The sequence below is a fragment of the Rubritalea tangerina genome, from assembly GCF_042683245.1.
GTDB classification, from domain to species: domain Bacteria; phylum Verrucomicrobiota; class Verrucomicrobiia; order Verrucomicrobiales; family Akkermansiaceae; genus Rubritalea; species Rubritalea tangerina.
This window is the reverse complement of sequence record NZ_JBHUJB010000005.1, coordinates 229,097-254,784: the sequence shown is the minus strand read 5'-3', so window position 1 is coordinate 254,784 and position 25,688 is coordinate 229,097. Positions and strand designations below refer to the sequence as shown.

General features: G+C 51.3%; 26 protein-coding genes and 2 tRNA genes. 13 read left to right on the top strand and 15 right to left on the bottom strand.

Translation table 11 applies throughout. The features are described from left to right. Window positions 1–48: 48 nt before the first annotated feature. Both ACFSW8_RS01250 and ACFSW8_RS01245 read right to left on the bottom strand, forming a co-directional pair. A complete protein-coding gene (locus tag ACFSW8_RS01250; protein WP_377091114.1) occupies window positions 49–888 on the bottom strand; it encodes a beta-N-acetylhexosaminidase in 840 nt (279 codons plus the stop codon). Further along, complete coding sequence (locus tag ACFSW8_RS01245) at window positions 882–1,346, bottom strand: glycoside hydrolase family 20 zincin-like fold domain-containing protein (protein WP_377091115.1); 465 nt, start codon at window positions 1,344–1,346, stop codon at window positions 882–884. Before ACFSW8_RS01245 ends, ACFSW8_RS01250 begins: the two co-directional genes overlap by 7 nt. A 254-nt stretch (window positions 1,347–1,600) precedes the next feature. Here ACFSW8_RS01245 and yihA point away from each other — a divergent pair, with 254 nt between their 5' ends. From yihA to ACFSW8_RS01230, 3 genes are all read left to right on the top strand, one after another. Then, the gene (yihA, locus tag ACFSW8_RS01240) at window positions 1,601–2,206 is read left to right on the top strand and encodes a ribosome biogenesis GTP-binding protein YihA/YsxC (RefSeq protein WP_377091117.1); all 606 of its coding nucleotides are present in this window, start codon (window positions 1,601–1,603) and stop codon (window positions 2,204–2,206) included. 56 nt (window positions 2,207–2,262) lie between these two features. Beyond that, window positions 2,263–3,441, top strand: a complete 1,179-nt coding sequence (locus tag ACFSW8_RS01235; protein WP_377091119.1) for a TlpA disulfide reductase family protein — start codon at window positions 2,263–2,265, stop codon at window positions 3,439–3,441. Window positions 3,442–3,868: 427 nt separating this feature from the next. Continuing rightward, window positions 3,869–5,236: an arylsulfatase gene (locus tag ACFSW8_RS01230; RefSeq protein WP_377177234.1), complete on the top strand. Its 1,368-nt coding sequence runs from the start codon at window positions 3,869–3,871 to the stop codon at window positions 5,234–5,236. 127 nt (window positions 5,237–5,363) lie between these two features. Here ACFSW8_RS01230 and ACFSW8_RS01225 read toward each other — a convergent pair whose 3' ends face one another. Next, entirely contained in the window at window positions 5,364–6,791 is a 1,428-nt protein-coding gene (locus tag ACFSW8_RS01225) for a sulfatase family protein (RefSeq protein WP_377091122.1), read from the bottom strand. A gap of 72 nt (window positions 6,792–6,863) precedes the next feature. After that, window positions 6,864–7,985 carry a substrate-binding domain-containing protein gene (locus tag ACFSW8_RS01220; RefSeq protein WP_377091123.1) on the bottom strand — a complete coding sequence of 374 codons (1,122 nt, stop codon included), beginning with the start codon at window positions 7,983–7,985 and terminating at the stop codon, window positions 6,864–6,866. A gap of 120 nt (window positions 7,986–8,105) precedes the next feature. On the opposite strand from ACFSW8_RS01220, the gene ACFSW8_RS01215 reads away from it, so the two are divergent. Further along, window positions 8,106–8,843 (top strand): hypothetical protein, encoded by a 738-nt coding sequence (locus tag ACFSW8_RS01215; protein ID WP_377091124.1) that lies wholly within the window; start codon window positions 8,106–8,108, stop codon window positions 8,841–8,843. Window positions 8,844–8,904: 61 nt separating this feature from the next. Next, window positions 8,905–10,314, top strand: a complete 1,410-nt coding sequence (locus ACFSW8_RS01210) for an arylsulfatase (protein WP_377091125.1) — start codon at window positions 8,905–8,907, stop codon at window positions 10,312–10,314. Between the two features lie 13 nt (window positions 10,315–10,327). Here the strand turns inward: ACFSW8_RS01210 and ACFSW8_RS01205 are convergent, their stop codons facing one another. Next, entirely contained in the window at window positions 10,328–10,930 is a 603-nt protein-coding gene (locus ACFSW8_RS01205) for a GNAT family N-acetyltransferase (RefSeq protein WP_377091126.1), read from the bottom strand. Window positions 10,931–11,027: 97 nt separating this feature from the next. Between ACFSW8_RS01205 and ACFSW8_RS01200 the strand changes: the two genes are divergently transcribed. After that, the gene (locus tag ACFSW8_RS01200) at window positions 11,028–11,291 is read left to right on the top strand and encodes a Precorrin-3B methylase (protein ID WP_377091604.1); all 264 of its coding nucleotides are present in this window, start codon (window positions 11,028–11,030) and stop codon (window positions 11,289–11,291) included. A 66-nt stretch (window positions 11,292–11,357) separates the two neighbouring features. Further along, on the top strand, window positions 11,358–12,059 hold the full coding sequence (locus tag ACFSW8_RS01195; RefSeq protein ID WP_377091127.1) for a hypothetical protein: 702 nt from the start codon (window positions 11,358–11,360) through the stop codon (window positions 12,057–12,059). A 217-nt stretch (window positions 12,060–12,276) separates the two neighbouring features. On the opposite strand, the gene ACFSW8_RS01190 is transcribed toward ACFSW8_RS01195, so the two are convergent. The 7 genes from ACFSW8_RS01190 to ACFSW8_RS01160 form a co-directional block, all read right to left on the bottom strand. Next, window positions 12,277–12,792 carry a hypothetical protein gene (locus ACFSW8_RS01190; RefSeq protein ID WP_377091128.1) on the bottom strand — a complete coding sequence of 172 codons (516 nt, stop codon included), beginning with the start codon at window positions 12,790–12,792 and terminating at the stop codon, window positions 12,277–12,279. Further along, window positions 12,740–13,111 carry a SpoIIAA family protein gene (locus tag ACFSW8_RS01185; RefSeq protein WP_377177232.1) on the bottom strand — a complete coding sequence of 124 codons (372 nt, stop codon included), beginning with the start codon at window positions 13,109–13,111 and terminating at the stop codon, window positions 12,740–12,742. Before ACFSW8_RS01185 ends, ACFSW8_RS01190 begins: the two co-directional genes overlap by 53 nt. Window positions 13,112–13,229: 118 nt before the next feature. Next, window positions 13,230–13,305: transfer RNA gene (locus ACFSW8_RS01180), tRNA-Thr, on the bottom strand. 64 nt (window positions 13,306–13,369) lie between these two features. Continuing rightward, a tRNA-Thr gene (locus ACFSW8_RS01175) sits at window positions 13,370–13,445 on the bottom strand. Window positions 13,446–13,639: 194 nt separating this feature from the next. Continuing rightward, window positions 13,640–15,547, bottom strand: a complete 1,908-nt coding sequence (locus ACFSW8_RS01170; RefSeq protein ID WP_377091130.1) for a sensor histidine kinase — start codon at window positions 15,545–15,547, stop codon at window positions 13,640–13,642. A 3-nt stretch (window positions 15,548–15,550) separates the two neighbouring features. Then, a complete protein-coding gene (locus ACFSW8_RS01165; protein ID WP_377091131.1) occupies window positions 15,551–16,228 on the bottom strand; it encodes a response regulator transcription factor in 678 nt (225 codons plus the stop codon). A gap of 109 nt (window positions 16,229–16,337) precedes the next feature. Then, window positions 16,338–16,775 carry a hypothetical protein gene (locus ACFSW8_RS01160; RefSeq protein WP_377091132.1) on the bottom strand — a complete coding sequence of 146 codons (438 nt, stop codon included), beginning with the start codon at window positions 16,773–16,775 and terminating at the stop codon, window positions 16,338–16,340. A 144-nt stretch (window positions 16,776–16,919) separates the two neighbouring features. Between ACFSW8_RS01160 and ACFSW8_RS01155 the strand changes: the two genes are divergently transcribed. After that, on the top strand, window positions 16,920–17,495 hold the full coding sequence (locus ACFSW8_RS01155; RefSeq protein ID WP_377091133.1) for an HdeD family acid-resistance protein: 576 nt from the start codon (window positions 16,920–16,922) through the stop codon (window positions 17,493–17,495). 124 nt (window positions 17,496–17,619) lie between these two features. Here ACFSW8_RS01155 and ACFSW8_RS01150 read toward each other — a convergent pair whose 3' ends face one another. Then, window positions 17,620–18,234 carry a TetR/AcrR family transcriptional regulator gene (locus ACFSW8_RS01150; RefSeq protein ID WP_377091134.1) on the bottom strand — a complete coding sequence of 205 codons (615 nt, stop codon included), beginning with the start codon at window positions 18,232–18,234 and terminating at the stop codon, window positions 17,620–17,622. A gap of 215 nt (window positions 18,235–18,449) precedes the next feature. On the opposite strand from ACFSW8_RS01150, the gene ACFSW8_RS01145 reads away from it, so the two are divergent. From ACFSW8_RS01145 to ACFSW8_RS01125, 5 genes are all read left to right on the top strand, one after another. After that, window positions 18,450–19,232: a DUF3108 domain-containing protein gene (locus tag ACFSW8_RS01145; protein WP_377091135.1), complete on the top strand. Its 783-nt coding sequence runs from the start codon at window positions 18,450–18,452 to the stop codon at window positions 19,230–19,232. Window positions 19,233–19,423: 191 nt separating this feature from the next. Next, the gene (gene gmk, locus ACFSW8_RS01140) at window positions 19,424–20,032 is read left to right on the top strand and encodes a guanylate kinase (protein ID WP_377091136.1); all 609 of its coding nucleotides are present in this window, start codon (window positions 19,424–19,426) and stop codon (window positions 20,030–20,032) included. Between the two features lie 77 nt (window positions 20,033–20,109). Next, entirely contained in the window at window positions 20,110–20,772 is a 663-nt protein-coding gene (locus ACFSW8_RS01135; RefSeq protein ID WP_377177230.1) for a L,D-transpeptidase, read from the top strand. 303 nt (window positions 20,773–21,075) lie between these two features. Further along, entirely contained in the window at window positions 21,076–21,774 is a 699-nt protein-coding gene (locus tag ACFSW8_RS01130; protein WP_377091139.1) for a hypothetical protein, read from the top strand. 13 nt (window positions 21,775–21,787) lie between these two features. Then, complete coding sequence (locus ACFSW8_RS01125; RefSeq protein ID WP_377177228.1) at window positions 21,788–22,138, top strand: hypothetical protein; 351 nt, start codon at window positions 21,788–21,790, stop codon at window positions 22,136–22,138. A 15-nt stretch (window positions 22,139–22,153) separates the two neighbouring features. On the opposite strand, the gene hrpB is transcribed toward ACFSW8_RS01125, so the two are convergent. Both hrpB and ACFSW8_RS01115 read right to left on the bottom strand, forming a co-directional pair. Next, a complete protein-coding gene (hrpB, locus tag ACFSW8_RS01120) occupies window positions 22,154–24,697 on the bottom strand; it encodes an ATP-dependent helicase HrpB (RefSeq protein WP_377091141.1) in 2,544 nt (847 codons plus the stop codon). Continuing rightward, entirely contained in the window at window positions 24,697–25,458 is a 762-nt protein-coding gene (locus ACFSW8_RS01115; RefSeq protein ID WP_377091607.1) for an AraC family transcriptional regulator, read from the bottom strand. Before ACFSW8_RS01115 ends, hrpB begins: the two co-directional genes overlap by 1 nt. Window positions 25,459–25,688 lie beyond the last annotated feature (230 nt).

The window sequence follows — 25,688 nt, the reverse complement described above, 5'->3', positions numbered from 1 at the left end:
ACACACATTCAGAGAAATTTCACATCGAGGAGCCAAGCGAAGTGCCGCTTAACTACGTGCCATTCGTGACTGTCCATGATCTAGGTAAATATATGTCTGTGGTGACATCACCACATCGTGTCCCATTTTCGCAGCACGAATGCCTCCGCGCTCACCTTGCCATGACATCACCGTAGCATTCTTCGCAAGCCCCCCCTCGAGAATTTCATCCCAACCTACCATCCTGCGACCTTTCTTCGTTAAATAACTATCCAGCTCTTTGATAAACCAACTTTGCAGCTCATGCTCATCCTTCAGACCATGCTTCTTCTTATGCGCTTGGCAAACTTTGCACCCTTTCCACCACTTCTTCTGCACCTCATCTCCGCCAATGTGAATGAACTTGGAAGGGAAAATTTCTAACACTTCATCTAGAATCTCTTTGCACATCTTGACAGTCTCATCCTGCCCCACACACAGCACATCCGTCCCCGGGTGAGTTGGGAATCGCTGCGCATCTGCCGGATAGGTATACACGTAGTCAACTCGCTGCTCGATCCCCAAACAACCACGCTCAGGATACGAGGACACGAGCGCATAACAATGCCCCGGCATGTCAATCTCAGGTACCACAGTCACCCCTCGCGCCTTCGCGTATGCCACCACATCATGCATCTCTTCTTGCGTGTAAAAGCCACCGTACTTCTCGGTCTTCCCCTTTTCCGGGTACCCCGGCTGGATCCTCCATGCCCCATGCTGCGTTAAATTCGGATACTTCTTCGATTCAAAACGCCAACCATGCCCATCCGTCAAATGCCAGTGGAACACGTTCATCTTATGCGCGGCCAACCGATCCACAAATCGCTTCACCTCATCAATCGTCTGAAAATGTCTCGAAGAATCTAACATGAGACCGGCCAGCCAAAACGTGGTGCGTCCTGCACTTCAATCAATGGTACTTCCACAGCCTCCCGCTCCAGGCTCGCATCAAATACCTCAACTGGCATCGCCTGCAATAATGTCTGCAGCGCGTAATACACCCCTGCACTCGACTTCGCCTTGATCACAATCCCCTCGGGCTTCACCTCTAAGCGATAGGCTTCCCGATGCGGCAAACTCGTATCATCCAACACCTTGATATCTCCCCCCTTTTCAAAACGCACGGGCATACCTAAGCGCTCTAATCCTGCCTTCACTGCTGCCTGATGCTTAACATCTACACTGACAGTCAGCGCGCCTGAAAGTTTCAATGCCTTACCTTCCACTCGCTGCACCTGCATCGGCTTAGGAATGAATCCCAGCTCATCACCCTGCGCATGCACTCCCCATGACAATGCCATTGCCCCTAGTAAAAATAGTTTTTTCATAATCTTGTGGTAGCTAATCGTGAGGCCCTTATACCTCGATCTGAGTGTTATCCTACACTTCTTACCACACAATGCGCCACCCCATAGGTCGCATTTGCGCAGCAAATATCACACATTGCGATGTATGATATCCACATCTCCCTGCATTTTCCAACACCCCCCCTACAAAACCCACTCCGATACGCCTGCAAAGCACCTCATTCCCACAAAACTTTTCCTCGGCTATTACCACAATCTCTGGCAGGAATGCGCCTATGCAGATCCACAAAGCCAGCTTTGACATCAGTGCCCCTGACCTCGACTCCTGCCCTGCCCCTGAATTTCCAGAGTTTGCCTTCATTGGACGATCCAATGTTGGCAAATCCTCCCTCATTAACGCCCTTGCAAACCAACGCAAACCCCTCGCTGATGTCTCAAAAACCCCCGGTCGCACCCAGATGATCAACTACTTCCGCATCAATGATAGTTGGCACCTCGTCGACCTCCCAGGATACGGCTTCGCCAAAGTCTCCGGAAAAAAACAACATAAGTTCAACGAGTTCGTCTCTGACTACCTGCTCAACCGCGAAAACCTCGTCTGCGTCTTCGCCCTCATCGACTCCAGACACAGCCCCCAAAAACTCGACCTCGAATTTACCCAGTGGATGATGGAATGCGGCATCCCCTTTGTCCTCGTCTTCACCAAGGCTGATAAAATGAAGCCCGGTGCCGTAAAGAGAAATGTCGATGCCTTCCACCAAGCCATGCGCGAGTGGTGCGAAGGACTCCCTCGTACCTACATCACCTCGTCTTCCACCGGTGCCGGACGTAAAGACATCCTCGAGTTCATCGGCCAAGCCATGGACAATACCTCAATCTAAGCTTTTTCAATTCCATCATTGTAGTTCTAACACCAAACCCTATATTCCTCTTCACTATGAGACCCAAACATCATCGCTCCTTTGCTGCTATCGCAGGGGCCACCATCGCTGCATCAGCCCTTTTTACCGCTTCCACTACCGCCCAAGAAGCTGAAGCCGCAGCTGCTGAGGCAGCCACTCCGGAAGCCGCCAAATCTGCTGCCGCAGAAAAACTCACCGTCGGTTCCGCTGTCCCTGAACTCAAGGGCATTACTTGGCTCCAAGGTGACCCCGTCAAATCATTCGACGAAAAAGGCAAAGTCTACATGCTCGAACTCTGGGCCACTTGGTGCGGCCCCTGCGTCGCCATCATCCCCCACGTCAATGACCTCCACAAAAAGTACGCAGACAAAGGCCTCGTCATTGTCGGTATGAATGTCTGGGAAGACGATATTGAAGCTCCTAAAAAATTCCTCGCCGACCAAGGTGAGGGCATGTCCTACCGCGTAGCCTTCTCAGGTGGCGGTAAAGGTGACTTCGCCACTGCTTGGCTCAAGCCAGCAGGCGTCCAAGGCATCCCTCACGCGATCTTCATCAAAGAGGGTAAAATCCTCTACTCCGGACACCCAGCTCAAGTCAAAGACAGCTCCATCGAAGCAATGCTAGATGGCTCCTATGACCCAGCTGCAGAAGCAAAAAAACAAGCTGAAGCAGAAAAACAACAAGAAGAGCTCCGCGCCAAAGTCATGCCCCTCTTCCAAGCGCAAGATTGGGATGGCATCCTCGCTCTCGCGAAAACTCTCGAAGACAGCGACCCTGCAAAGCTCCAACTCCAACTCACCGCCATCACCCAAAAAGGTGACTGGAAAGCTCTCACAGCGGTGCGCTCAGAGCTCGCAACCGCCGAAGACTCCCCCATCACAGTCTCCGACCTCGACCAGAATGCTGCTCTTGGGATGTCCGCTGGCGAAGGTGCCAAAGAATACGCTACCCTCGCACTCAAAGACTACAAGCCAGCTCCAGCTGACGCTCCTGCCCCAGAAAAAATGCATAAGCTCCTCATGAGCTCTCGCCTCAACTTCCTCGCAGGAAACACCGACGCCGCGAAAGAAGACCTCGCGAAAGCGAAGGCCGCTCTGGAAACAATCGACCAACCACAAATGAAGCAACAACTCGAACCGCTCTTCCCAGCCGCAGAAAAAGCACTCGCTGATGGGAAATTCCCTAGCCTCCGTGAGTTGCTCCAAGGGCAATAATCCCCGCGACTGAGTAAAACACATTACCCAGCGCCTTCCCCCAGCCATTAAACATTTTTCAAGCCACCACCCACTCCACGGGCGGTGGCTTTTTCGTGCCCCCTCGTGCCCCCTTACCGCGCCACCCACCACTCAACAACAAAGTTCTGAGAGATTCCCTGTAATACCTGACCACGTACCAACATCTATAAACAACGCCCCATGGCCGTGTGGACAAATAGATTTTGTCTGCTGGTGGGTGCTCATTTGCCGACTGCTCAGGCGCATTGGTATCCTAGAATCAAGTTCCCCAATACCAATGCAATCCAGCATGCCCAACAATGAGTCTCCGGCCCTAAACCTCTCTGCCCGACAGGCACAAACTACTGAAACAAAACAAACTGCGGTCAATAGGCGCCCCCCTTTGACCACACCGCCTCACTACTCTATGTTCAAATCCGTCCTCATAGCTGCATGCGCGCTCATCATTCCAGCCACCCTCTCAGCGAATTCTAAAAAGCCTAACATTATCTTTGTCATGGTCGACGATGCCGGCCTCGGAGATTTTACAAACTACGGCGGCAAACATATCAAAACGCCCGTCATGGAACGCATGGCCAAACAAGGTCTTCAGTTCAACAACGCCTATAGTGGAAATGCCGTCTGTGGACCAACCCGCTGTACCCTCATGACTGGCCTCCACCCAGGCCACGCCATCCGCCGCGCTAACAAATCACTCAACGGCCTACTCCCACTTAGCTCAGATTCCGTCACCGTTGCCTCAGTCCTCAAAAAACAAGGCTACGCTACCGGTGGATTCGGTAAATGGGGCCTCGGAAATGTAGGCACCACTGGCGTCCCAGAAAAACAAGGCTTCGACCTCTGGTACGGCTACTACGACCAAAAACACGCTCACAACTACTACCCCTCATTCCTCGTCAGAAATAGTAAAGAAGAGCCTCTCAAAGGGAATGCTAACAATAAAAAACAGCAATACACACACTACCTCATCGAAGAAGAAACCCTTAAATTCATCGATAAAAACAAAGACCACCCCTTCTTCTGTTATGCAGCCTGGACTCCCCCACATGGCCAATTCGTGATCCCTGCAAACGATCCCAACCTCGCTTACTATAAAGATAAACCTTGGTCGCAAACCGTCAAAAATTACGCAGCCATGGTCAGCCTCCTAGATGCCGGTGTCGGCCGCATCCTCGAACGTCTCGAGAAACATGGAATCGCCGAAAATACCCTCGTCGTCTATACCTCCGATAATGGCGCAAATGGACAATTCATCAAAGCTCTCAATAGTAATGCTGGCCTCAAAGGCGGAAAACGTTCCCTCTACGAAGGTGGCATCCGCGCCCCATTCGTCGCCTACTGGCCAGGTACGATCAAACCTAACACAAGCACCGACGCTCTCGTCGGTCAACTCGACCTCCTTGAAACCGCTGCCGAAATGGCCGGTGTCAAAAATACCCCTCCCAATGACGGGATATCATTCCTCCCCCTATTGTTAGGCAAACAACAGCCCTCACCACACCCATTCCTCTACTTCGAAATCTACGAAGGAGCCTTCCAACAATGCGTCCGGATGGGCAATTGGAAAGGCTACAGAAAAGGACTTAAAGACCCAGTCGCTCTCTACGACCTCAGTAAAGACCCATCTGAAACAACCAATGTCGCAGACAAACATCCAGATGTCGCCAAACAGCTAGAGACTATCCTTACTCGCGAACACAGCCCCACCCCCAATTACAAAGCCCCCGACCACGCAAAAGGTGCTAAGAAAAATAAGAACAAGAAAAACTCCTAAGACGTTCAACTCCCAGAGCCAGTCCAAACACACTTAAACTAAAGAACCTACCAGTCCACAGGCCGGTAGGTTCTTTGCATAAAGCGTGTAGACAATTTGATACGCCCAACACAGCTAATAAAAGCGCCTAGCGCGCATTGCTATAGCCCTGTTGCTTGTAGCGATCTAACAAGCTCTCCAATTCCTTAACAATCTCCGGATGCTCTTGATACAGGTTCTTGCTCTCAGAAGGGTCAGTCTGCATGTCATAGAGTTGGATCTTAGGAGCATCTTTCGCCACTTTCGTACGCCCGCCTGAGCCCCGCCCACAAATCAATTTCCACTTTCCCTTGCGAATCGCAAACATGCCACTCGCAGAATGGTGCACAGTTGCTTCACGAATCGGCGCCAATGATTCAGCCCCAGTGATCTCTGGCAGCATATTGTAACCATCTTCGGCCGCCCCTTTTGGCAGCTCCACCCCTGCTGCTGCCAAGGCAGTCGGCATAATATCAGTCGTGCAGACCACCTGGTCACTCACCTTGCCCTGCACACCACGCGCCGGCCAAGAGCATAGAAAGGGCACTCTATGGCCACCCTCGTAGGCATCAGTCTTCTGACCGCGAAATCCAGCATTCGGCTTGTGGCCACTCTGCACGGCTCCATACTTTTCAGGAATGGCAAACGAGGCATTGTCACTAGTCACTATCAACAAGGTGTCCTTATATACCCCTGACGCCTTGAGTTGCCCAACCACTTGACCAATTACCCAGTCCGTCTCAACCACAAAATCTCCATAAGCCCCAATCCCAGACTTCCCCCGAAACCCCTTACTCGGAAGTACCGGCTTGTGCGGTGAGGGTAAGGGCAAATACAAAAAGAATGGCTGCTCACCCTCGCTCGCCTCACTGATGAACCGCTTCGCCTGGTCACTCACCAGTGGCAAGTAATCTTCATGCTTAAACTCAGGCGCTATCGCCCCCCCACGTCGATACGCTAAAGGATCATTCACCGCCTTGAAACTCTCCGTAGGATTCTGAATGAAGCGCTCATTTTCTATCAAGGCATACGGCGCCATATCCAATGAGGCTGATATCCCTAAAAAATAATCAAATCCCACACTGCGGGGGCCTCGCTCAATCTCCTTCCCAAAGTCCCATTTTCCATCCGTCTTCTGAATGTTCATTCCCAAATGCCACTTGCCAATACACGCTGTGCGATACCCTGCATCCTTCAATACAGAAGCCACCGTCTCCCTCCCTTCCTCAATCAAAGCAGGTGAATACCCCATCAATACCCCACGCTTCAAACGCGTCCGCCACGCATACCTCCCAGTCAACACCCCATACCGCGTCGGTGTGCAGACCGATGAATTACTATGCGCATCCACAAAACGTACCCCCTCCCTTGCAATCCCGTCCATGTGCGGCGTCTCAATCTTCGAGCCCGCATAATTACTCTTCACATCCCCCCAACCCAAATCATCCGCCAAGATCACCACAATGTTCGGCCGCTCCTCTGCCCCCACCATTCCCATCATCAACATCCCTATCCCCATGCTCATCCATTTTTTCATATCTCTCATACAGATAGATGTGCCGAAATTTTCGAAGTATTAACAAATTTTTCTAGCTAATTCTCCCAAGCCTCACCGTACGCTCTTCCTGTATTGATTCGGACTCATGCCAACATGGCTGCGGAAAGCTTTGTAAAATGAACGCACATTCTGGTATCCGCATTCGTAAATCAGACTCTCCGGCGAATCCGGACGTCTCACCAATAGCTCTTTTGCGTGCTCCATGCGCAGGTAACGAATCTCCTCAGCAGGCTTGCGAAGGTGTGACCTCTCAAAAACTAAGTACAACTTTCTTAAGCTCATCCCACATCTTGCAGCCAAACACGAACAATCAAAATCTAGCTCCAAATAATCGGACCGAATCACACTAAGAGCTCGACTCAATTCGATATCCTCCAACTCCGCCTTGTAGATCCGAGAGCTCTCACGTTCACTCACCCCTCTTGGCTGAACCGCATGATGCCTCACTCCGCCAAACTTCCCCTTCAATATTCCAGCTGCTAACTTAGCAACTAACTGCCCTACCCCATACAGGTTGTTGTCCACACTGCTAAGTGGCACCTTGAGAGCATCACACACAGCTTCATCATTTCTAACTCCTACCACTGAAATATCTCCAGGTACCTCAATCCCTGCATCTTCACACGCTTCTAACACCTCAATGGCTACTTGATCGTTTGGAGCAAATACCGCCGTTCCAGCCCGCAATTGCTTTAGACGGCGACACAAGCCAGCGTGCCGCTCACTCCAACCCATACCTTCCCCCACAAGTTCTACATAGGCATGGCCCGCATCACGCACATGCTTCGCAAAATATTCTAGGCGTGGCCCCCCATCATTCTCATAGCGATACCCAGCAAAGGAGCGAAATCCTTTCCCTATCAAATAAGCCGCAGCACTCGCCGCTATCCCTGTATGATCATCACTCACCGTATGATACTCCGCATCACTTTCACGACCTATCAACACCATCTTTGTTCCTATCCATGGGTATAATGCTTTGAGCTTCTCCTTGTCCGCGTAATGCCCAATCACAACCTCCCCCCTCCAGTACTCAGGCATCCCATCAGACACCAACGCCATCCCAACATCCAAATGAACCCCGTGCCCTGCCATGTAGTCTGAAACCCCTTTCAGTAATTTGTGGTGACACCAAGGAACCGCCAGTAGCACCCCCTCTCGCTTCTTTACCATACGCTAATCCAAGCAACGCATGCGCAAAAGTTCAATAGAATTACAAAAACGTGCATACACCCACTCTCCCTCATCTGCATAATCGTCCACACTTCTCCCCCCAAACGACTGAAAAAACATATGAAACTCCATACACTTCTCCTCGCAACGACTCTCCTACACTCTAGCCTTGCAAGCGCTGCTGTCATCCAAGCTTGGGATAATGACGCATCCGTCCACGGCTCCGAAACATGGACCAGCAACTACCACGCTCTAGGACTAACCAGCACCAACATCACAACCGGAGCTGGCATCACAGCAAAAACAAGCTCAGGTGGACCCGGCGCAACCTCCGCTATGAAATACACGGAGCTGAGTAGTAGCATCTCATCTTTCACGAGCGCTAATAACGCAAACGCCTACCTCTCATGGACCACCACAGCCCACGCTGGCTACCAATTCTCAGTCGATAGCCTCCAACTCGCTACAGTGAACCTTAACAATGGCAACCCCACCCTCATTATGGAACTGCGCTCTAGCGCCGACGGCTTTGCTTCCACACTCGACACCACTAAAACTGCAATTGGCGATGCTTCCCTTGGCATCCAAACATTCTCAAACCTCGCCATCACCCAACAAACCCAAGTGGAATGGAGACTCTATACCTACTGGGATCCCACCGACAGCCCAGGTGCCTCATCCTACAGCATCCACTTCCGCAATGATAAAACCTCAATCACCGATTTCCCTGACGCCACTGGCCTCGTCTCTGACCCCATTGTCCTACTCAATGGCTCCGTGACCGCTGTCCCCGAACCCACAGCCACCACCCTCATCGCACTAGCTGGCCTTCCTCTTGTCCTGCGACGCAAACGCTAGCCACTCCCACCCTAGTAGTTTTAACTGTAATACAAATCTCTGTTCACGACATTCCTTTGATATGAAATCACTCCTGCACCCCATCCTCCTGCTCATAACCGCAAGCCTAACACAGGCAGCGCCTAATATTATCTATATCAATACAGACGATTGGGGGATCGGCAAAGTGCCCAGCTTCCAAATGGATCCTGCAAGCCAATCCATTATCAAAACACCCAACCTCGACCAACTCAAACAAGATGGCCTCACCTTCACAGACGCATACGCTGGCAATGCCGTCTGCGGTCCGTCACGCTGTTCCCTCATCACTGGCCGCCACCCCGGTAACGCGATCTGGCGCGCAAACCGAAAATCAGCACCAGAAGGCATGTGGCCACCAAAGCACCCAGTGCTAGGAGAAGTCGCTCGAGCTGCAGGCTACCGTACCGCAGCTTTCGGTAAGGTCTCCGCTGGTGGCACTATGACTCCAGAGGAAATCACCGCCTGCGGCTGGGACTACTGGCTCGGCTTCCTCGGCCATATCGACTGCCGCGATTTTTATGCAAACTATATCTGGGAAAATGGCTCCAAAATCCCCCTCCCCAAAAACACCGAAGCCATTCTCAAAGGAACCTCCCTTCTCAAAGGAGGCTCTGGAGTCGTAGGCGAAGGTAAAGGAACCTTCATCGAAGACCTCTACACCAACAAAGCCATCGAGTTTATCTCCCAAAAAAGCGATAAACCCTTCTTCATCTACCTCGCTAGCACCGTTCCTCACGGAGGCCCCCCTGGTGGCATGCGCGTTCCTTCACTCGGCCCCTATGCCGATAACCATAAACTCACACAACATGAAAAAGTCTATTGCGCCCTCCTCACAGCCCATGACAGAAACGTCGGACGCATTCGCGCTGCCGTCGAAAACCTAGGCCTTGCCGAGAACACCATTATCATCTGGACCTCCGATAATGGAGATGAAGACAGCTACTACAAACGCACCAAAACCTTCGACGGAAATGGCCCCTTCAAAAAAAGTAAACGCTCGCTCTATGAAGGCGGAATCCGCGTCCCCATGATCGCCTACTGGAAAGGAAAAACTCCTCCAGCCTCCAACTCCCCACTGCCAACTACCCAGTGGGATCTTATCCCTACAATCGCCGATGCCGGAAAGCTGCCTAAAACAACCGATATGGACGGCATCTCCATCCTCCCAACACTCGCCGGCACCCCCGAAAAACAAAACTCCCGCCCCTACCTCTACTTCGAGTTCTATGAAAATGGGAAACAACAATCCGTGCGTAAAGGCCATTGGAAAGCCTACCGTAAAGGTGGCTGGAATGCCCCCATCGAACTCTATAACCTCTCCAATGACCTAGCCGAATCCAAGAACATCGCTAGCCAACACCCAGAAATCGTCGCTGAGATGGCTACAATCATGAAAAAAGAACATAGCCCACACCCAGTCTGGAACCTAAACCCCAAAGAGAAAAAATAACCCTCCCCCAATCTTAGCTGCACCCTACAAATTCCTCCCGAAATACCGCCAACCAATACGCTAACTTATCATTTCTAACCTTAGTTGATAGATTGAATTGAAACTCGAGATACTGGCTGTGACCCACCATCTCTCCACCCAAGCCACTGAACCAACTCACCGCCCTCACATTAGTTCTGAGAACGTTGGCTTTCAAGCCAGACATCCCTAGCACTTCAGCCAACACCCACATCAAGGCAAAGAGTACCAACCCAATCCCCCTCCCTTGATAGTCGGGTAACACAGTGATCGAAATCTCCCCACTGCCATCTTCCATCCTCCACACCGAGGCCGCCGCATACCCAGGGTCATCATCTAACCTGTCAGGGTTAAGCGCACACCACGCCAAATGATTGATCTGATCCGCCCTCACTAAACGATCTAACATATCTTCATCGAGCTCTATCAAATCCCTCCAGAAACGCATCCTCACATCTTCTGGACCCATCCGATCAAATGCATCCAATGCCCTCTCTCTATCCTTCTCCCCCGCTTCTCTCAACAAAACGTCCGTCCCGTCCTCTAGGCGGATCTGAATAGATTCAGGTACGAAGTGCATGGCAAAAACTAATTCCATGCCCCCACTCAAGGCAAATACAATCCTCCCCTCAGCCGCTTCCATAACCAATAAATGCATCATTGCCGTCACCCGCATTCTGCAGCACAATCAAGACGTGCCTGCCAAGAAAAATAAGAATAAGCCCCTTCTAGGCAAAGCCCTCATCAAGGAAGTCAACCGTAGGATCCGTCTTGCGCGCAGCCATTGGGACGCCCACAATAACAAAGCCTGCCGACGTGAGCGCGACCGTGCACTCGACCTCTACCTGACCCTCACTCGCGAACAAAAAGAACAGGTCCCACAAGTCCTGCGCGTCTGGCTCCGTTATCGTAGTGAGAAATATTTTGGCGACCACCGCACCCCACCCAGCTCCCCATGACCAAATTAGATCACACCATTTACGACTTGCACTACACCCTCAACCCTCTTTAGCATATCAGGCTATATGAAATCCCCAATTTTCTTATCTGCCTTTGCAATCGGGGCTCAACTCCATGCCGCCGTTATTAGTATCAACTTCAACCGAAACAACGACGAAGTCTTCGCTAGCAATGTGTCAGCCGGTGCTGTCGCTGTCACCAATTGGAACCAAATGGCCCCCCAAGGCACTCCCAGTGGTACCGATGTCGCTCTCGTCGATGATTCAGGCGCAGGCACAACAGCCACTGTCACATACTCTGCTAATGGCACATGGGCACAAGGTGGCGCCAATACAAGTGACGGAAACATCAGCCTCCTTAAAGGATACCTCGATGACTCTAACGGTGCTGCGATTGCAGTCGTCACTCTCAACAATATTCCTTATGCCCAATACGATGTTTATGTCTATGGCATAGGTGACTCAGACCCAGGCGACCTGCTCAACCAATACACCCTGAACGACGGCAATGGTGATATCAACTTTTCCTACCTCCGAGGCGCCAACCTCTCAGCTGGCCAAACCCCAGTAGAAGCCAGCCCATCAGTCGAAGGCCACTACTTCCGCATCAACGGACTCGCAAGCTCCAGCTTTACCCTCAATAATGACAATAACCGAGGTGATGGACGCTCACCTATCGCCGGCATCCAAATCGTTCAAATCCCTGAACCTAGCACCCACCTCACTTTCCTTGCTGCCTCACTTCTCCTGCTAAGAAGAAAACGCTAACGAATACCATTCCACCGATACGGAATGGTAGAATGGTCGGTGTGAGCTTGCAGAATATCAAGACTGAGTGAAGGCGTCCCGCAAGCGCGGGACAGCATTATGACAGCGATGATAGTATGGATGATAATCCGTTCTCTCTAAAATCGCGCAGCGCAAACTTCACAAGACTCAGCCACACTCCATGCGTTTATTCCGAATCGAGAGATGCTATAAGCTCTCACGAGCGCTTACCTCGCTCGACTGCTGCGTCAAACCAATTGCCTTGCTTCCCAGCACTCTGTGACTCAGCACTGAAGTAAGGCTTTTCCTCTCTCTCCTTGCTGGCCGATTTATTCAGCCATATCAAACTCACTCCCTGGTTCTTGCGGTCCCTCGCAAAGCGGCCATCATGGGTCTCCGCCAAATGCCGCATCAATGAAATGGCCCTAGGTGCTATCACTGCCTGCCCCGTCTGCGAACCATAACCGTGAATCACACGCAGCCCTCGAAAGTGACCGTAAATTGCCTGATCCAGGGCATCCATAATCATCGACTGCGCCATCTCCCAGCTCTCCCCCGAATGAGCCACATCCACTTCATACACCGCATTGTGCCCCATCTGCTCACGTGATGACTGGCACTTGGGACAATGCGATTGGTTCTCCAAAGGAAAACCACAATGCCGACAACTCACCTTCATTCTACTCAGCACGCTCCAGCCACGCTTCGGCCTCCTCAGTCGCTCCAAGCTCAAAACCTTTGATCTCAAGTCCCGGTATCAAATCCCCCTCAAACTCAGCCGCCATGCGCATCCATTCGCGGTCCACCAACAAAGCCACCCTGCTGAACTTCTTCAAAATCCGCAGCATCTTGGGTAATTCAGCCAACTTCACAGCCATCGCCCCCAATGTCGGAAACTCAAAATTAACAAACTCATACAAGACCTTGGCATCCTCCACATGAACCAACTCAGCTTCAATGTCGTCTACCACTCTGCGCATTTCATCCGCATCAATCTTGCCATCTATTAAAATATCCACCCTGTCATTCCCCCGAGTTGTGATCTTGACCATGTCCCAATCTAATACATCCCACATAAAAACTCTACCCGATTCCACCTACTTAAGTGAAAAATCAACTCCCCCCTAGAAACAAGAAATCCCTGATCTCATCTGAAATGCAGGGATTGAATGGAGCCGCTTGTCAGATTCGAACTGACGACCTGATGATTACAAATCAACTGCTCTACCAACTGAGCTAAAGCGGCTTTATTCATCTTTTTCGAATAAACTCTGAGAATTGACCTCAAGTAATTTATTGTATGGTAAAAATGGAGCCGGATGTCGGACTCGAACCGACGACCTGATGATTACAAATCAACTGCTCTACCAGCTGAGCTAATCCGGCCTTGCCATTTTTGCTGCCTTGCGGCTGCGGGCGGAGTATGTTGAAAATCGTCTCTCGCGCAAGCTCTTTTTTCACAGATTTGTTGCTTTTTCTTTCACCTCATCGACCCCACCAATATTCCACTCCCCACTCCCTCCACACCACAGCTCTTCCCCCTCTTCATAAACCATCTAAATTCAAAAGCTTCTCTCACTTCACGCGCTTCGACGCTTCTGATGAAGTGGCAATTTTAGCACAAAACACGCTCCTCGCTCGGCATTGCGACATCCTAAATTCCCTCCCATTTCCTTGGCTAACCTCCGACACAATGCCAGACCTAAGCCCACTCCAGGTTTGCTGCTGGCTGCCTGCTCCGCCGATTTGTGAAATGGCCTAAAGAGCTTGCGTCTCTCCCAACGCGCCACCCCAGGCCCTTCATCACACACCACAAAAGATAAAGAACGCTTCCCAAGCTCCACATTCAAATCAATCCGGCTCCCACACCCATCACCAGTGGCGTACTTCGCTGCATTATCTACTAAATTAAATAAAATCTGCTCCACCGCAGTCGCATCAATCTCCATCAATACCCCCTCTGCCACCTCACCAACCACCAACTGAAGCCCAGCCTCTGCCGCTCGCTCCTCAAGCCTCCCTCTCACTCTCTCAATAAAACACCCAAGACCTACCTCCTCTAACTTGGCCCGTGCACTCCCCCTCTCAATCCTCGAATACGCCAAAACATTCTCAACCAAATGAGTCAGCCTCTCAGACTCCACCCTCAGTGTCTCCAAATACTTCTGCTTGCTCGGCTCATCCTTCACTAAGCCAGAACTCAACATGTCACTATACAACCGAAATGTCGTCAGTGGCGTCCGCAACTCATGCGTCACCGACGATACAAATGACGCCCTCCGCTCACTCATCTTTAACACCGCCCGCAACATGAAAAAACCTGCTGCCAAAGCCAATAATGTCCCCAGCCACGCAAAACCTATCGGCCCCACAAATAAATCCGATACCGTCACCCGTACCGAACTCAATGCCCTCTCACCCGGTATTAACACAAAAGGTAACCTCAACATCGCATTCTCACTCTCAGATACCTTGTCCCCCTCAAAATAAGGCTCTAAACGCGCCGATGGAAATAAATCAATGATCTCATCTAACAATTGCTCCACAACCTCATTCTTCTTTAACCAAACCCCCTGAATCTTCTCCACCCCTATCACCTGCACTCTTCTCACCAAAACCAACTCACCATCTAACCAGATCGGAGCAAATGAACTCATCTCCGGCACAGGAATCGCACGCGCCGGCTCCATCTGTTGCTCGGACTGAGACCACACATTAGCCGTAATGTATGAATCGCTCAGCCTCTCAACAGCCTTCTGTCGCTTCCCTCTCTCCGCCTTCGAAATCTTCTGTTGAACCTCAGGCTCATTCTTGTACAAAACGATCTTGCTGTTCTTCTGCTTCGTCGGTGCTTCAGCATTCAAGGATTCTAACGAAAAATCATTCTTCGCATCCATCGGCGGCACGCCTGCTAGCTTCTCAGCCTCCACAGCCACATAAGGTAAATCGTGACACGACCGACAAGTTAAATCAAAGTTTGTGTCCACCACCTTCTTTCCCTCACTCTCACCTACAGGCTGTCCTAACAACCTGTTGAATGCTTTCAAATTGCCAGCAAATACCTGATTACCACTCGGGTCAACTTTGTTATCTGCTAGATACTTTTCATCATAAACTTGTGGGGAACTCGCCTCCTCCCCCTCATCCGTCAAGTTGATAGACCAATACAAATTCGCATAGCTTGGATTCTGCTCGTAGACCGGAGCCACTGGATTCTTACCCAAATCTTGTAAGGCCACTAACTCCCTGAAGTCCTGAGTGTACAAATCTTCCGCAGGCCTCGCGTCCTCAGCACCGACGATCGATGTCGCTAAAGTGTCCAGCCGCCACATCGCCAACCGAACGCGTTCTTGTTGGTAAGCCTCAGCCCCCTGTTTCACATCACGGTTGCTCTGTAAAAAGAAACGATGAGTAAGCACTCCCATCGCACTGATCACAATCAGACAACAAGCCGCAGCCACACACCAAATGATTTTGTTCCCCTTCACAAGCTAGTCCACTCTATATCCTTGTCCTCGAACCGTTTGCACCACTCCACTGCTGCCTAACTTCCCTCGTAAATGCGCCACGTGCATATCAATCGTCCGCGTCGTCACCCCCTTCGGATCTAACCCCCATACCTGTCGTAAAATCTCCTCGCGCGAGATAGCCCTACCACGATTACTCACCAAGTATGCCATCAACGAACACTCACGTTCTGATAACTCCTGCCCACCAGACTCTCCATGCAAACAAACCTCACGACGGTCAAAATCCACATACCCATCCGCATATTCATAGCGTTCACCACACACCCCTCGCTCAGCTGTGCGCCTTAAAACCGCATCCACACGCGCCAGCAATTCCCTCAAACTAAAGGGCTTCACCACATAATCGTCTGCCCCCATCGTCAGCCCTTTCACCCTGTCCGCTTCCTCCCCACGCGCCGATAAAATAATCACAGCCTGCCCAGCACGTTGCTTTTTCAAAGCTTCTAACACTTCAAAGCCACTGTGATGAGGCATCACCAGGTCTAACAATAATAGCTGGTACTGCCGCTCCAGTGCACACTGCATCGCCTCGCGCCCATCCTTCGCCGGAATCACCTCATATCCTGACAACGACAACGCGTCGACCACGCCCTGCCGAACAGCATCATCATCCTCTGCGACTAATATCGTAGGTATCATAGTACCTACAAAGCTATCGCATCATCCCCCCCACGGTGTAAAGAGAATGTAAAAGCTTTCCTCCCCTTCCTCACCTAGCCCTGTGAACAACGTGATTTGGCCACAAAGCCTATGATGAGACGAAGATCCCACCTGCAATGATCAAGATTGACCCAAGCCCAAGCCGCAACAAATTCGCATCCTTCCACTCTGAAAAGAGCCACAATGCCCCAACCACTGTCACCAAAGTGTTCATATTATAGAGTGGTGCCAATGTGGATAAAGGTGCCTTGTAATGCTGGATGGCCACCGCCACTAGCACCACGCCCAGCCCCCATAATAAACCCATCCCAATAGCCGGAAAAATACCTGCCATGCTGTACTTCTGCTCCCCATTGAACAAACACATCACCGCCCCCACCATAACCACTCCAACACCAATGCTAACCAAATAAACACCAGTACTGATGCCATGCTGGTTACTCCATTTCTGACAAAGCCCCGCCAACCCAAAAAATAACGCTGGCAATAATCCCCCTACCAAAATCCCTACTTGTGCTTGAGTCATAATCACTCCGACTAATCAAGTTCCCCACCTTTGACAAGCCCCATCACACCCCAGCTACACAACCATTTCACACCAGTCACAAAACGCGACTTGACCCACAGCGAATAACTAGAGCATGCTAAGAACCTAACATTTTTTCACACCATGGCATCCCAATCACCTATCGTTGACCTACTCTCCAAAGCCTGGTGGCTCCTCATGCTCCGAGGGCTCGCCGCACTTCTCTTCGGGATCATAGCATTCTCAATGCCAGAAATGACCATCCAGTTCCTCATCATCTACTGGGCTATCTACATCCTCTTAGATGGAGTTTTCTCTATTGCTGCCACCTTCACTGGTGGAAGCCTAGCTCCACGCTGGTGGTTGATTATTACGGGCCTCGTCGGCGTCATCGCTGGAATCTTCTGCATTTCCAATGCCAGCTATGTCGCCAGCTTTTTCATGCAAGTCCTCGGTTGGATGGCCATCTTCAAAGGAGTCGTCGAACTCATCGGCGCACTCTCTCTCAAATCTCATGGGGGCAAAATGGGTCTCCTCCTCCTCTCCGCTCTTGTCTCTCTCCTCTTCGGCGCCTGGCTCGTCTCCCATCCAGATGATGGAGCGAAAGCCCTGCTCTGGCTCATCGCCCTCTTCGCAACCGTTGTCGGTGCCGTCCTCATTGTCCTCTCACTCCAACTGCGCTCTCATTCAAAATCCCTCCCAAAAACGATCGACGTCTAACACCCTTTCTGGCGAACCCAATCATGGTGTCGCCCCCACTCCCCTGACACCAAAAAGGCGCCTCTCATTCTCTGAGGGGCGCCTTTTCTAATAGAAATTCTTGTGCTACTTCACTCGCTCCACACTAGCTGCTGAAACCAGATAATACAAACTGCACAAGCTCGCGGAAATCCTTCTCGCGGTCAGGAATAGGCTCCTTGCCCGCTATCTTGTTCGCCAATGCCGAGAATGATTGATAGTGCAAGGCCGCACCAATACAGAACAACAGACGCTGCAAAATCTCTTCGTGTGTCAAATGCTTCGCCTTCGTCGCAATGATCAATACGTACTTCTGAAATACCTCTCCAAATAACGCTAATACCGAGTTCGGTACGTCATAATCACGCTCAATCAAATAACGCGCCGCTAACCTTGCCAATATGTCCAAGTTACTGCCGTGCTCCTCAGGAAACATGACCGGACGAATGTAACTCTCCAAAATCTGCCTCAACGTCACTCCCTCAATCCCACCAGCCTCTGTCACCACCTTCTCTAATAGATCCACACGGTGCTGGTTTGCTGGATTCAATACCTTCTTTACCACCTCCTGAATCAGTCCATCCTTGCTACCAAAGTGGTAACTCACTGATGCCAAATTAACTCCGGCCTCGTTGGTCACATCCCTCACAGAAACATCCTCGAAGCCGCGTTCGCTGAATAGTTTCCATGCCGATGTTAGAATCTGATCTCTTGTGCTCATAATTTTCCTGAAGATTAACGTTCGGTGACATTTTGGCAAGCTCCTAAACAAACGCTTAACATCAAACACTTCATTTGTTAGCAATTTGCCTGATGTCCTGTGTTAGTTTTGCTTGCAGCCACCCCTCGATGCGCGAAAATAGTACAGTTCCACTCCTTCGCAACCGATTTTAAGCCATTTAAAACATTTTTTTTAAACATTCGATTCTTCCACCCATGAAATCCCTCATTTTTCTCCTCCTCGCAACCACACTCCAAGCTTCTTGGAAAAATCAAATCATCAGCTACCAAAGTGGTACCCATAGCCCATTCAAACCAGAAAAACTCGAATACACCATGAGCTGGAAAGGGACTATCAATTCCGGAAAACTCACCATTGAATTCGGAAAAAAAGACCCTCGCTACCCCAAAGTCTTCCTCTCCCACGCCTACGGACGATCGACTGGTATCGCATACGCTGCCTTCCCATACACCTTCACCTTTACCTCATTCGCCAAACTGAGCGACCATAGACCACTCGTCTTCGTAGCCACCGAAAAAGATAACAAAGAAGACATCGAAACAAAAAATAGCTACAAGTCACCAGGCATCCACCACCATTCCATTACCACCATCAAAAAAACTAAGAAATCCCTCACCGAGTCACATCGCTTTGCAGCCAAGGCAGTCCATGACCCTATCACCGCAATGCTCGCAATCAGAAAGCAACCCCTACCTAACGGAGCTACTGTCCAACTTTGCTGCCACCCATTTGCCAGCCCCTACCTCGTTACCGTCACCGTCCTCGGACGAGAAAAACATCTCGGCTACAACTGCATTAAGCTCGATATCAAACTCAGAAAAATCGATAAATCCACCGGCAAATTACTCACCTACAAAAAACTCAAATACGCAACTATGTGGATCACCGATGACACCCAACGCATCCCCGTAGAACTGCGCTCTAAAGTCTTCATCGGCGATGTCAGAGCCACTCTCACCAAGCGCAGCCCACTCTAGGCGGTATATGCATCGCGACTGGTGAGGAACACTGATGGATAAGCAAAGAACCCGATCCAACACTTATTCCGCGCAACGCCATGCATCAACCCCCCAATATTCACCATTTGCCTCTTTTGATGTGAGATTGGCTATAAGCTGAATGGAAAAATGCACTTGCAGATTGTGCCATCCTCCTATGATCTAACCGCATGTCCGCCCGCACTGGCATCCTCTATCTCGTATCAGGCCCCTCAGGGTCAGGCAAAACCACACTCTGCCGCAGGCTCTCAGATGAAGGAGAAGCAAGCTATGCCATCTCCTGCACCACCCGCCCGCCACGGCCAGGCGAAACCGACGGACTCGACTACTTCTTTCTCAGCGTCGACGCATTTAAAGACAAAATCGCCAACGGAGACTTCCTAGAATACGCTGAAGTCCACGGAAACTTCTACGGCACGCTCGTCTCCGAGGTCATTAACAAACTCGAACAAGGCACCGATGTCGTCCTCGATATCGATGTCCAAGGTGCCGCCCAAGTCAGAGCGTCTAACCACCCCATTATCAAAAACTCACTTGTCGACATCTTCATCATGCCCCCTAGCGAAGAAGAACTCCTCAAGCGCCTCTCCGGCCGAGGCACTGACAGCCAAGAAGTCATCGCAACCCGCATGAAAAATTCTTTGGAAGAAATGGAGCATTGGCCCAAGTACTCATTCCGTATCGTCTCCGGAACCCACGAAGAAGATTACACCTACTTCAAGGCCCTCCTCCATGGCGAACGACTCAGAATCTCCCGCCATCACGACACTCCAGCCTAAGTCCCTCATTTCAAACACACTTGATATTTTCCCCACCACTTCCTAAAATCAACTCTCTCCACATTACTCATTCAGGAATGAAAACCAAACCTCACCTCCACCCAGCCCTCGGGCTCGCTCTTGTCCCCATTTTCCTCACCAGCTGTGAACCCGGACGTGCACCTCAGCCCAACCCTAATCAAACAAAGGCTATCGATGCTGTCCACGTGAACCCCTATAAAGCGGGTACCTACGCCCACTTCACCGCCAGTAAGAACTACCCTAAAACCTACGGAATCTACCGCAACGAAGCACTCCTCGCTAAGACCAATGGCTCCAATGCCAAAGTCATCGTCGACCGTAAACTCCAACGTGCCTTCCTCCTCAATAACGGTGAAGTCGCCATGGATTACCCCGTCTCAACTGGTAATAAAAGTTTCCCAACCCCAGCCGGCAAATACCAAGTCCTGAGAAAGACGAAAGCCAACAAACGCTCCAACCTCTACGGAAAAATCTACGACGCCGAAGGCAAGGTCGTAAATAGCAACGCTGATATAAGTAAGGATCCAGTCCCCGAAGGCGGCCGCTTCGAAGGCGCCCTCATGTCCTACTGGATGCGTATCAGCTGGGATGGTATCGGAATGCACAAAGGCAAAGTACCCCGCTACCCAGCCTCTCATGGCTGCATCCGCACCTACTACAAAGCCGTCGACACCGTCTACTCGAAAGTCGCCGTCGGCACCCCAGTTGTCGTGCGCTAAGCCACCACTTTACCCAACCAACCACTCACAAAAAGCCTCAGGTCCCCTGCGGCTTTTTTACTTCAGCAGACAAGTAAAGCGGAGTGAAGGAGCCCCGCACGCGCGGGACAACTGAATGACAACGGTGACATTCTGTAAGATAATCCGATTTACTCTAAAATCGCGAAGCGCAAACTTCACAAGACTCAACCACACTCCATTCGTCTATTCCGAGTCGAGAGATGGTAGAAGGCTAGAGGAAATCCTGAGTAGACATTCAGGACTGACGAAAAACACTATGGATCAGACACTAACCCGAACCTCATGAAAGAAGCGGCTAACAGGAACCATTACACCTCTCTAAAAGCATACAATGATGTGGAGGACGTCGCTGACACCACACTAGCTCGCTCCCCCCGCGCTAGGACCTACCACACCGTTCCTGAAATGCCTTCCCCCCTTCGCTGCAGCTTTCGCTTCTTGTACTCCAAACTTCCGCTACTCCTGCTTCCCCTTCTCGTGGCATGCGTCCCGCCAAAAACACAACAGCCAGGCACCTGGCAAGAAACGGTCGACTCAGAAATTGCCACACTCGGAGCCTATAACTGGATCGTGATCGCAGAATCCGCCTACCCCGCCCCCGGTAGACCAGAGGCTCACCTCCTCCACTCACCCACCCACGTACCAGCCACCCTCAACCACGTCCTTCAGTCCATAGAATCCCAAGGCCACGTCGCCCCACGTATCTACCTCCCAAAAGAAGCCTTTCTGGTCCAAGAAAGCCAAGCTCCAGGCATGAATGCCTACCGCAATGCTCTGAAAAAATCCCTCGACGATCGCCCCAGCCAGATGCTCACTTCACGCATGCTCGAGTCCCTTATGAAAGGCTCCACCAGCGGTAACCGCGTCCTCATTATCAAAACCCAAACTGCCCTTCCATACACCAGTGTTTACATCGAGCTAGAAAGCGGCTACTGGGATGGCGAATCCGAAAGCGCCCTGCGCCAGAACTCAAACAATTAACTGCAACCTCACCATGGCCGCACCTAAGAAACAAGATCCCACTATTGCTAAAGAACGCGCCGAAGCCTGGACCGGCGATGCCGTCCTCGCACTCTACGTCCGCGAGTGGATCCTTAAAGAATTTGGCGCCATGGATGGTGAAATGTTCGTGCGCTTTACCTCAAACGACTTCTTGCGCTGCGCCGGCAACCCCACATCCGTCGAAGCTCAAATCGGCAGAATCTACGCCCAAGACGGCCTCCAAGCCGGCTTCGATTGGATCGAAAAAGAACTCTACCCCAAATTCCTTATCGCGGAAAAAGAATACCAAAAACGCCAACAAACTCAGGTGCCCCGCAAACAACGTAAGTACCGGAAAAAGTAAAGCGCCTACACGCATTCAAGCTTCTGGTAAGTCCCATTGGTGCTTCGGGTAGCGACCAGCCAGATCCTTCTTCATCTGCGCAAATCCCGACTCCCAAAAACTCGCAAGATCCTGTGTCATTTGCCACGGTCGTTGGTTCGGTGCACATACCTGCACCAATACAGCCACCTCCCCATTAGCAATGGTCGGAGTCTCCTTAACCCCAAAAAGCCGCTGCACCTGCAACGCAATCGTCGGCGCCTTCCCATAGGCATATTTCAACTTCACCTCACGCCCATTAGATAACTTCATGCGCACAGGAGCATAGTGATCCAGTGCCGCACGCTGCCCCGCTGAAAGCCATGACTCCAATGCCGGCATGACCTCCCGGTCCTTAATCTCTTTATAACCTAGCGCCCCCTCACAAATTTGCTCAAAAGCAATCGCCCTATCCTCCTCGTCAAAGCCCGGAAGCTCTAACTCCGGCATCCACTCCCGTAAACACAGCAAACGTGCAATCCATTGCTCGACAGCCACATCCCACTTCTTGAGCTTCAGGTCGCCACTAGCCACGCGCTCCGCTAACAATTGTGCAGCAGCCGCCCCATCCGGCGTCCCCCCATCTTTGCGATGCAATACCAAGTCGCGGAACCGCCACTCCACACGCTGCACCACTCTTCTAATCGTCTCATCATACACCGCCATCGCACACTCCACATAAGCATCGGGAAATGCCGACTTTAACTCATCCAAGGTCAGCGCTACACAACGGTTCAAATACACCTGCACATCTTTCCCCCCAACCTCAGTGAGCTCTGTCACGATAAATGCCTCAGCCTCCCTCACCACGCTCGCCTCATCTAACTTCCCGGAACGCTGACCAACCAGTCGGCAAGCCAAGTTCCCCTTACCCAGTCGTATTCCAACTTGATCACTGAAGGCGGCCAACATCGCCCGCCTCACAGCCCCCGCATTACCCTCAAAGTCCACCTTCCCCACCTTGATCCCCCCCCGCTCACACACTTGAGCCAATTGCCGCATACTCTGGGCAACTTCCCTAGCCCCACGTGCTAGCACTCCCAAATTCTGGCACCGTCTCACATCAAACCCCACTGCTTCAGCAGAACAATAGGCCCTCCATTCCCCCACAAAGTCAGATCCATCATCCTCATAACAAAATGATTTCCTCGCTTCACTGCGCTGCCCGAACACCCCTTCCCCTTGCACACTCGCTGCAATGAAAAGCGCCTCCGCCACACAGCCTTCTTCATTCGCCGCTAACAAGAACCTTGCATACCGTGGGTGCAACCGCATCTGAGCCATCGCATATCCCATCTCCGTTATCTCCCCAGAACTCTCACACGCCCCCAGTTCCTCAAGTAAGCATTCCGCATGATCGAGCAACGCTGCGCTGGGCTGCTCAAACCATGGAAAGTCGCGGACATCCCTATAACCACCTCGCTTCAAATCAAGCACAGCCTCACTCATATCAGCCCTTTGAACCTCCGCTAACTCATAGGCATCTCTCCTGCCGTGATCAGCCTCACTCCATAAACGCACACACATTCCCGGCCCCGTCCTGCCCGCTCGCCCCGCTCGTTGGTCAGCAGCCGCTCGTGAAATTTTCTCCACCATCAAGGTGTCTACCCCTCGCACTGGATCGTACTTCTGAACCCTAGCCAAACCCGCATCCACAACCACCCTCACGCCATCGATAGTCAATGATGTCTCAGCAACGTTCGTAGCCACAATGATTCTCCGCCGCGCCTGATCTCCCCCATACACTGCTCGATCCTGCAACTCCGACGATAAGGCCGAATACAATGGACACACTTCAAAACCCCTAGCCCAAGCCACCTGCTCCAGACTCTCACAACACCTCCGGATCTCATACACCCCAGGGAGAAATACCAAAACATGCCCCTCACTCTGCTTCTGAACCGCCTCCTTCACCGCTGCCACACAGCGCTCCCACACTCGCACATCCCGCGCCTGGCCACGGCCCTGCACCAGTCCAGCCTGGTATCCCACCTCCACAGGAAAACTCCGCCCCCTAGCCTCTAAACTCACACACCCCTCGCCCAAATACTCAGCTATCCCTTCTAACTCAATGGTCGCAGACATCACCATCACCTTTAATTCACCTGAGCCGCTCTCCTGCAATTGCAGACTCATCGCCAAACAAAGATCACTGGCCAAACGCCTCTCGTGAAATTCATCAAACAATATCGCGCCCACCCCATCCATAGCCTCAGTGCCTAACCATCCCTCTAACACTCCATCGGTCACAAACACAATGCGCGTGTCACTCCCCATTTTGCGATCAAACCGCACCACATACCCCACTTCTCCCCCAAGCTTGCTTCCGCGCATCGCGGCCACCCGCCTCGCTAACATCCGTGCCGCAATCCTCCGCGGCTGCACCACCACAATCAACCCACTCACAGCACCGCTATCTAAAAGCATCTGCGGCACAGCCGTTGACTTCCCCGACCCTGTCGGCGCCTTCAATAAAACACGCGAATACGCCCCTAAGGAATCGAGCAATGCTTGCTCGATCTCATACACCGGTAAATCCATCAGTTGCCTCTGCGGTAGTTTCGACGGTAATCCGTTGGACTCATCTGCATCACCTTGCGAAATCCTCGTGTGAAATTCGCATGGTCAGAATACCCCACACTCGCTCCCACTTCCTTCACACTCATATTCGTACCAATCAACCTCTCACAGGCTGTCGATATTTTCGCCTGAATGATAAATTGCTTCGGCGTCGTGTTCATGTTCGCCTTGAATAACCTCTCTAAACTAGAAACGGAAACCCCCGCCGCTTCCGCTACATCAATCACCTTTATCTCCTTGTCCACATTCTTGTAAATCGCCCCCACTATCGTCGCCATGTCACGCTGCTGGCTCGGCACCGGCAATCCCTCGTCCATCCCCACCCGACGACTTATCCCAGCCGTCCCCACCACAACATTCTCCCTATTCTTCAAAGGTACCTTGCTCGTCGCCCTCCACTCAACACCACCATTCGCCGTCACCACCAACTCCACCTTGTTCCACTGCGGCTCACCCGTCTCCATCACATGCCGGTCATCCTCCATATACACCCGAGCTAACTCACTGGGTATCAAATCAGCATCCGTCTTACCTAACACCTCTTCAACCTGCTTCTCACAGCGAAACGCGTCGTTGAAAAAGATAAACTCGCCATCCACATTCTTTAACCAAAACATCACGTCCGGCATAGCCTGAAATAATACCGGCGATATCTGCCCAGGAATTAATGAGTCCAAGAACTCAGCTACGGCGTCACCGTCAAATAATGCTGCATTTTTCATCACTTCCTTGACGAATTATCACAAATTACCACCCTCGTCGACCCCTTTCATTTCCACATGACACACTCTTCCCAACACATCGTGAAAGATTCTCCCAAAAATTCCATTATAAATCGCGACATCAAGAAACTCAGTGCTAGACAGCTGTCTAACTTCCCTCTATGAGCTTCATACGCTCGATTGAATTCCCCCACCAATCACCCAAACAATCGAGCTCATACTAACACACT

Coding starts and splice junctions, on each gene's coding strand:
- ACFSW8_RS01130 (WP_377091139.1), top strand. CDS start 21,076: ATGAAAGAAGCGGCTAACAGGAACCATTACACCTCTCTAAAAGCATAC.
- ACFSW8_RS01150 (WP_377091134.1), bottom strand. CDS start 18,234: ATGAGCACAAGAGATCAGATTCTAACATCGGCATGGAAACTATTCAGC.
- ACFSW8_RS01205 (WP_377091126.1), bottom strand. CDS start 10,930: ATGGAATTAGTTTTTGCCATGCACTTCGTACCTGAATCTATTCAGATC.
- ACFSW8_RS01125 (WP_377177228.1), top strand. CDS start 21,788: ATGGCCGCACCTAAGAAACAAGATCCCACTATTGCTAAAGAACGCGCC.
- ACFSW8_RS01145 (WP_377091135.1), top strand. CDS start 18,450: ATGAAATCCCTCATTTTTCTCCTCCTCGCAACCACACTCCAAGCTTCT.
- gmk (WP_377091136.1), top strand. CDS start 19,424: ATGTCCGCCCGCACTGGCATCCTCTATCTCGTATCAGGCCCCTCAGGG.
- ACFSW8_RS01215 (WP_377091124.1), top strand. CDS start 8,106: ATGAAACTCCATACACTTCTCCTCGCAACGACTCTCCTACACTCTAGC.
- yihA (WP_377091117.1), top strand. CDS start 1,601: ATGCAGATCCACAAAGCCAGCTTTGACATCAGTGCCCCTGACCTCGAC.
- ACFSW8_RS01160 (WP_377091132.1), bottom strand. CDS start 16,775: ATGACTCAAGCACAAGTAGGGATTTTGGTAGGGGGATTATTGCCAGCG.
- ACFSW8_RS01230 (WP_377177234.1), top strand. CDS start 3,869: ATGTTCAAATCCGTCCTCATAGCTGCATGCGCGCTCATCATTCCAGCC.
- ACFSW8_RS01165 (WP_377091131.1), bottom strand. CDS start 16,228: ATGATACCTACGATATTAGTCGCAGAGGATGATGATGCTGTTCGGCAG.
- ACFSW8_RS01220 (WP_377091123.1), bottom strand. CDS start 7,985: ATGGTAAAGAAGCGAGAGGGGGTGCTACTGGCGGTTCCTTGGTGTCAC.
- ACFSW8_RS01185 (WP_377177232.1), bottom strand. CDS start 13,111: ATGGTCAAGATCACAACTCGGGGGAATGACAGGGTGGATATTTTAATA.
- ACFSW8_RS01235 (WP_377091119.1), top strand. CDS start 2,263: ATGAGACCCAAACATCATCGCTCCTTTGCTGCTATCGCAGGGGCCACC.
- ACFSW8_RS01245 (WP_377091115.1), bottom strand. CDS start 1,346: ATGAAAAAACTATTTTTACTAGGGGCAATGGCATTGTCATGGGGAGTG.
- ACFSW8_RS01225 (WP_377091122.1), bottom strand. CDS start 6,791: ATGAAAAAATGGATGAGCATGGGGATAGGGATGTTGATGATGGGAATG.
- ACFSW8_RS01155 (WP_377091133.1), top strand. CDS start 16,920: ATGGCATCCCAATCACCTATCGTTGACCTACTCTCCAAAGCCTGGTGG.
- ACFSW8_RS01135 (WP_377177230.1), top strand. CDS start 20,110: ATGAAAACCAAACCTCACCTCCACCCAGCCCTCGGGCTCGCTCTTGTC.
- ACFSW8_RS01195 (WP_377091127.1), top strand. CDS start 11,358: ATGAAATCCCCAATTTTCTTATCTGCCTTTGCAATCGGGGCTCAACTC.
- hrpB (WP_377091141.1), bottom strand. CDS start 24,697: ATGGATTTACCGGTGTATGAGATCGAGCAAGCATTGCTCGATTCCTTA.
- ACFSW8_RS01210 (WP_377091125.1), top strand. CDS start 8,905: ATGAAATCACTCCTGCACCCCATCCTCCTGCTCATAACCGCAAGCCTA.
- ACFSW8_RS01250 (WP_377091114.1), bottom strand. CDS start 888: ATGTTAGATTCTTCGAGACATTTTCAGACGATTGATGAGGTGAAGCGA.
- ACFSW8_RS01115 (WP_377091607.1), bottom strand. CDS start 25,458: ATGAAAAATGCAGCATTATTTGACGGTGACGCCGTAGCTGAGTTCTTG.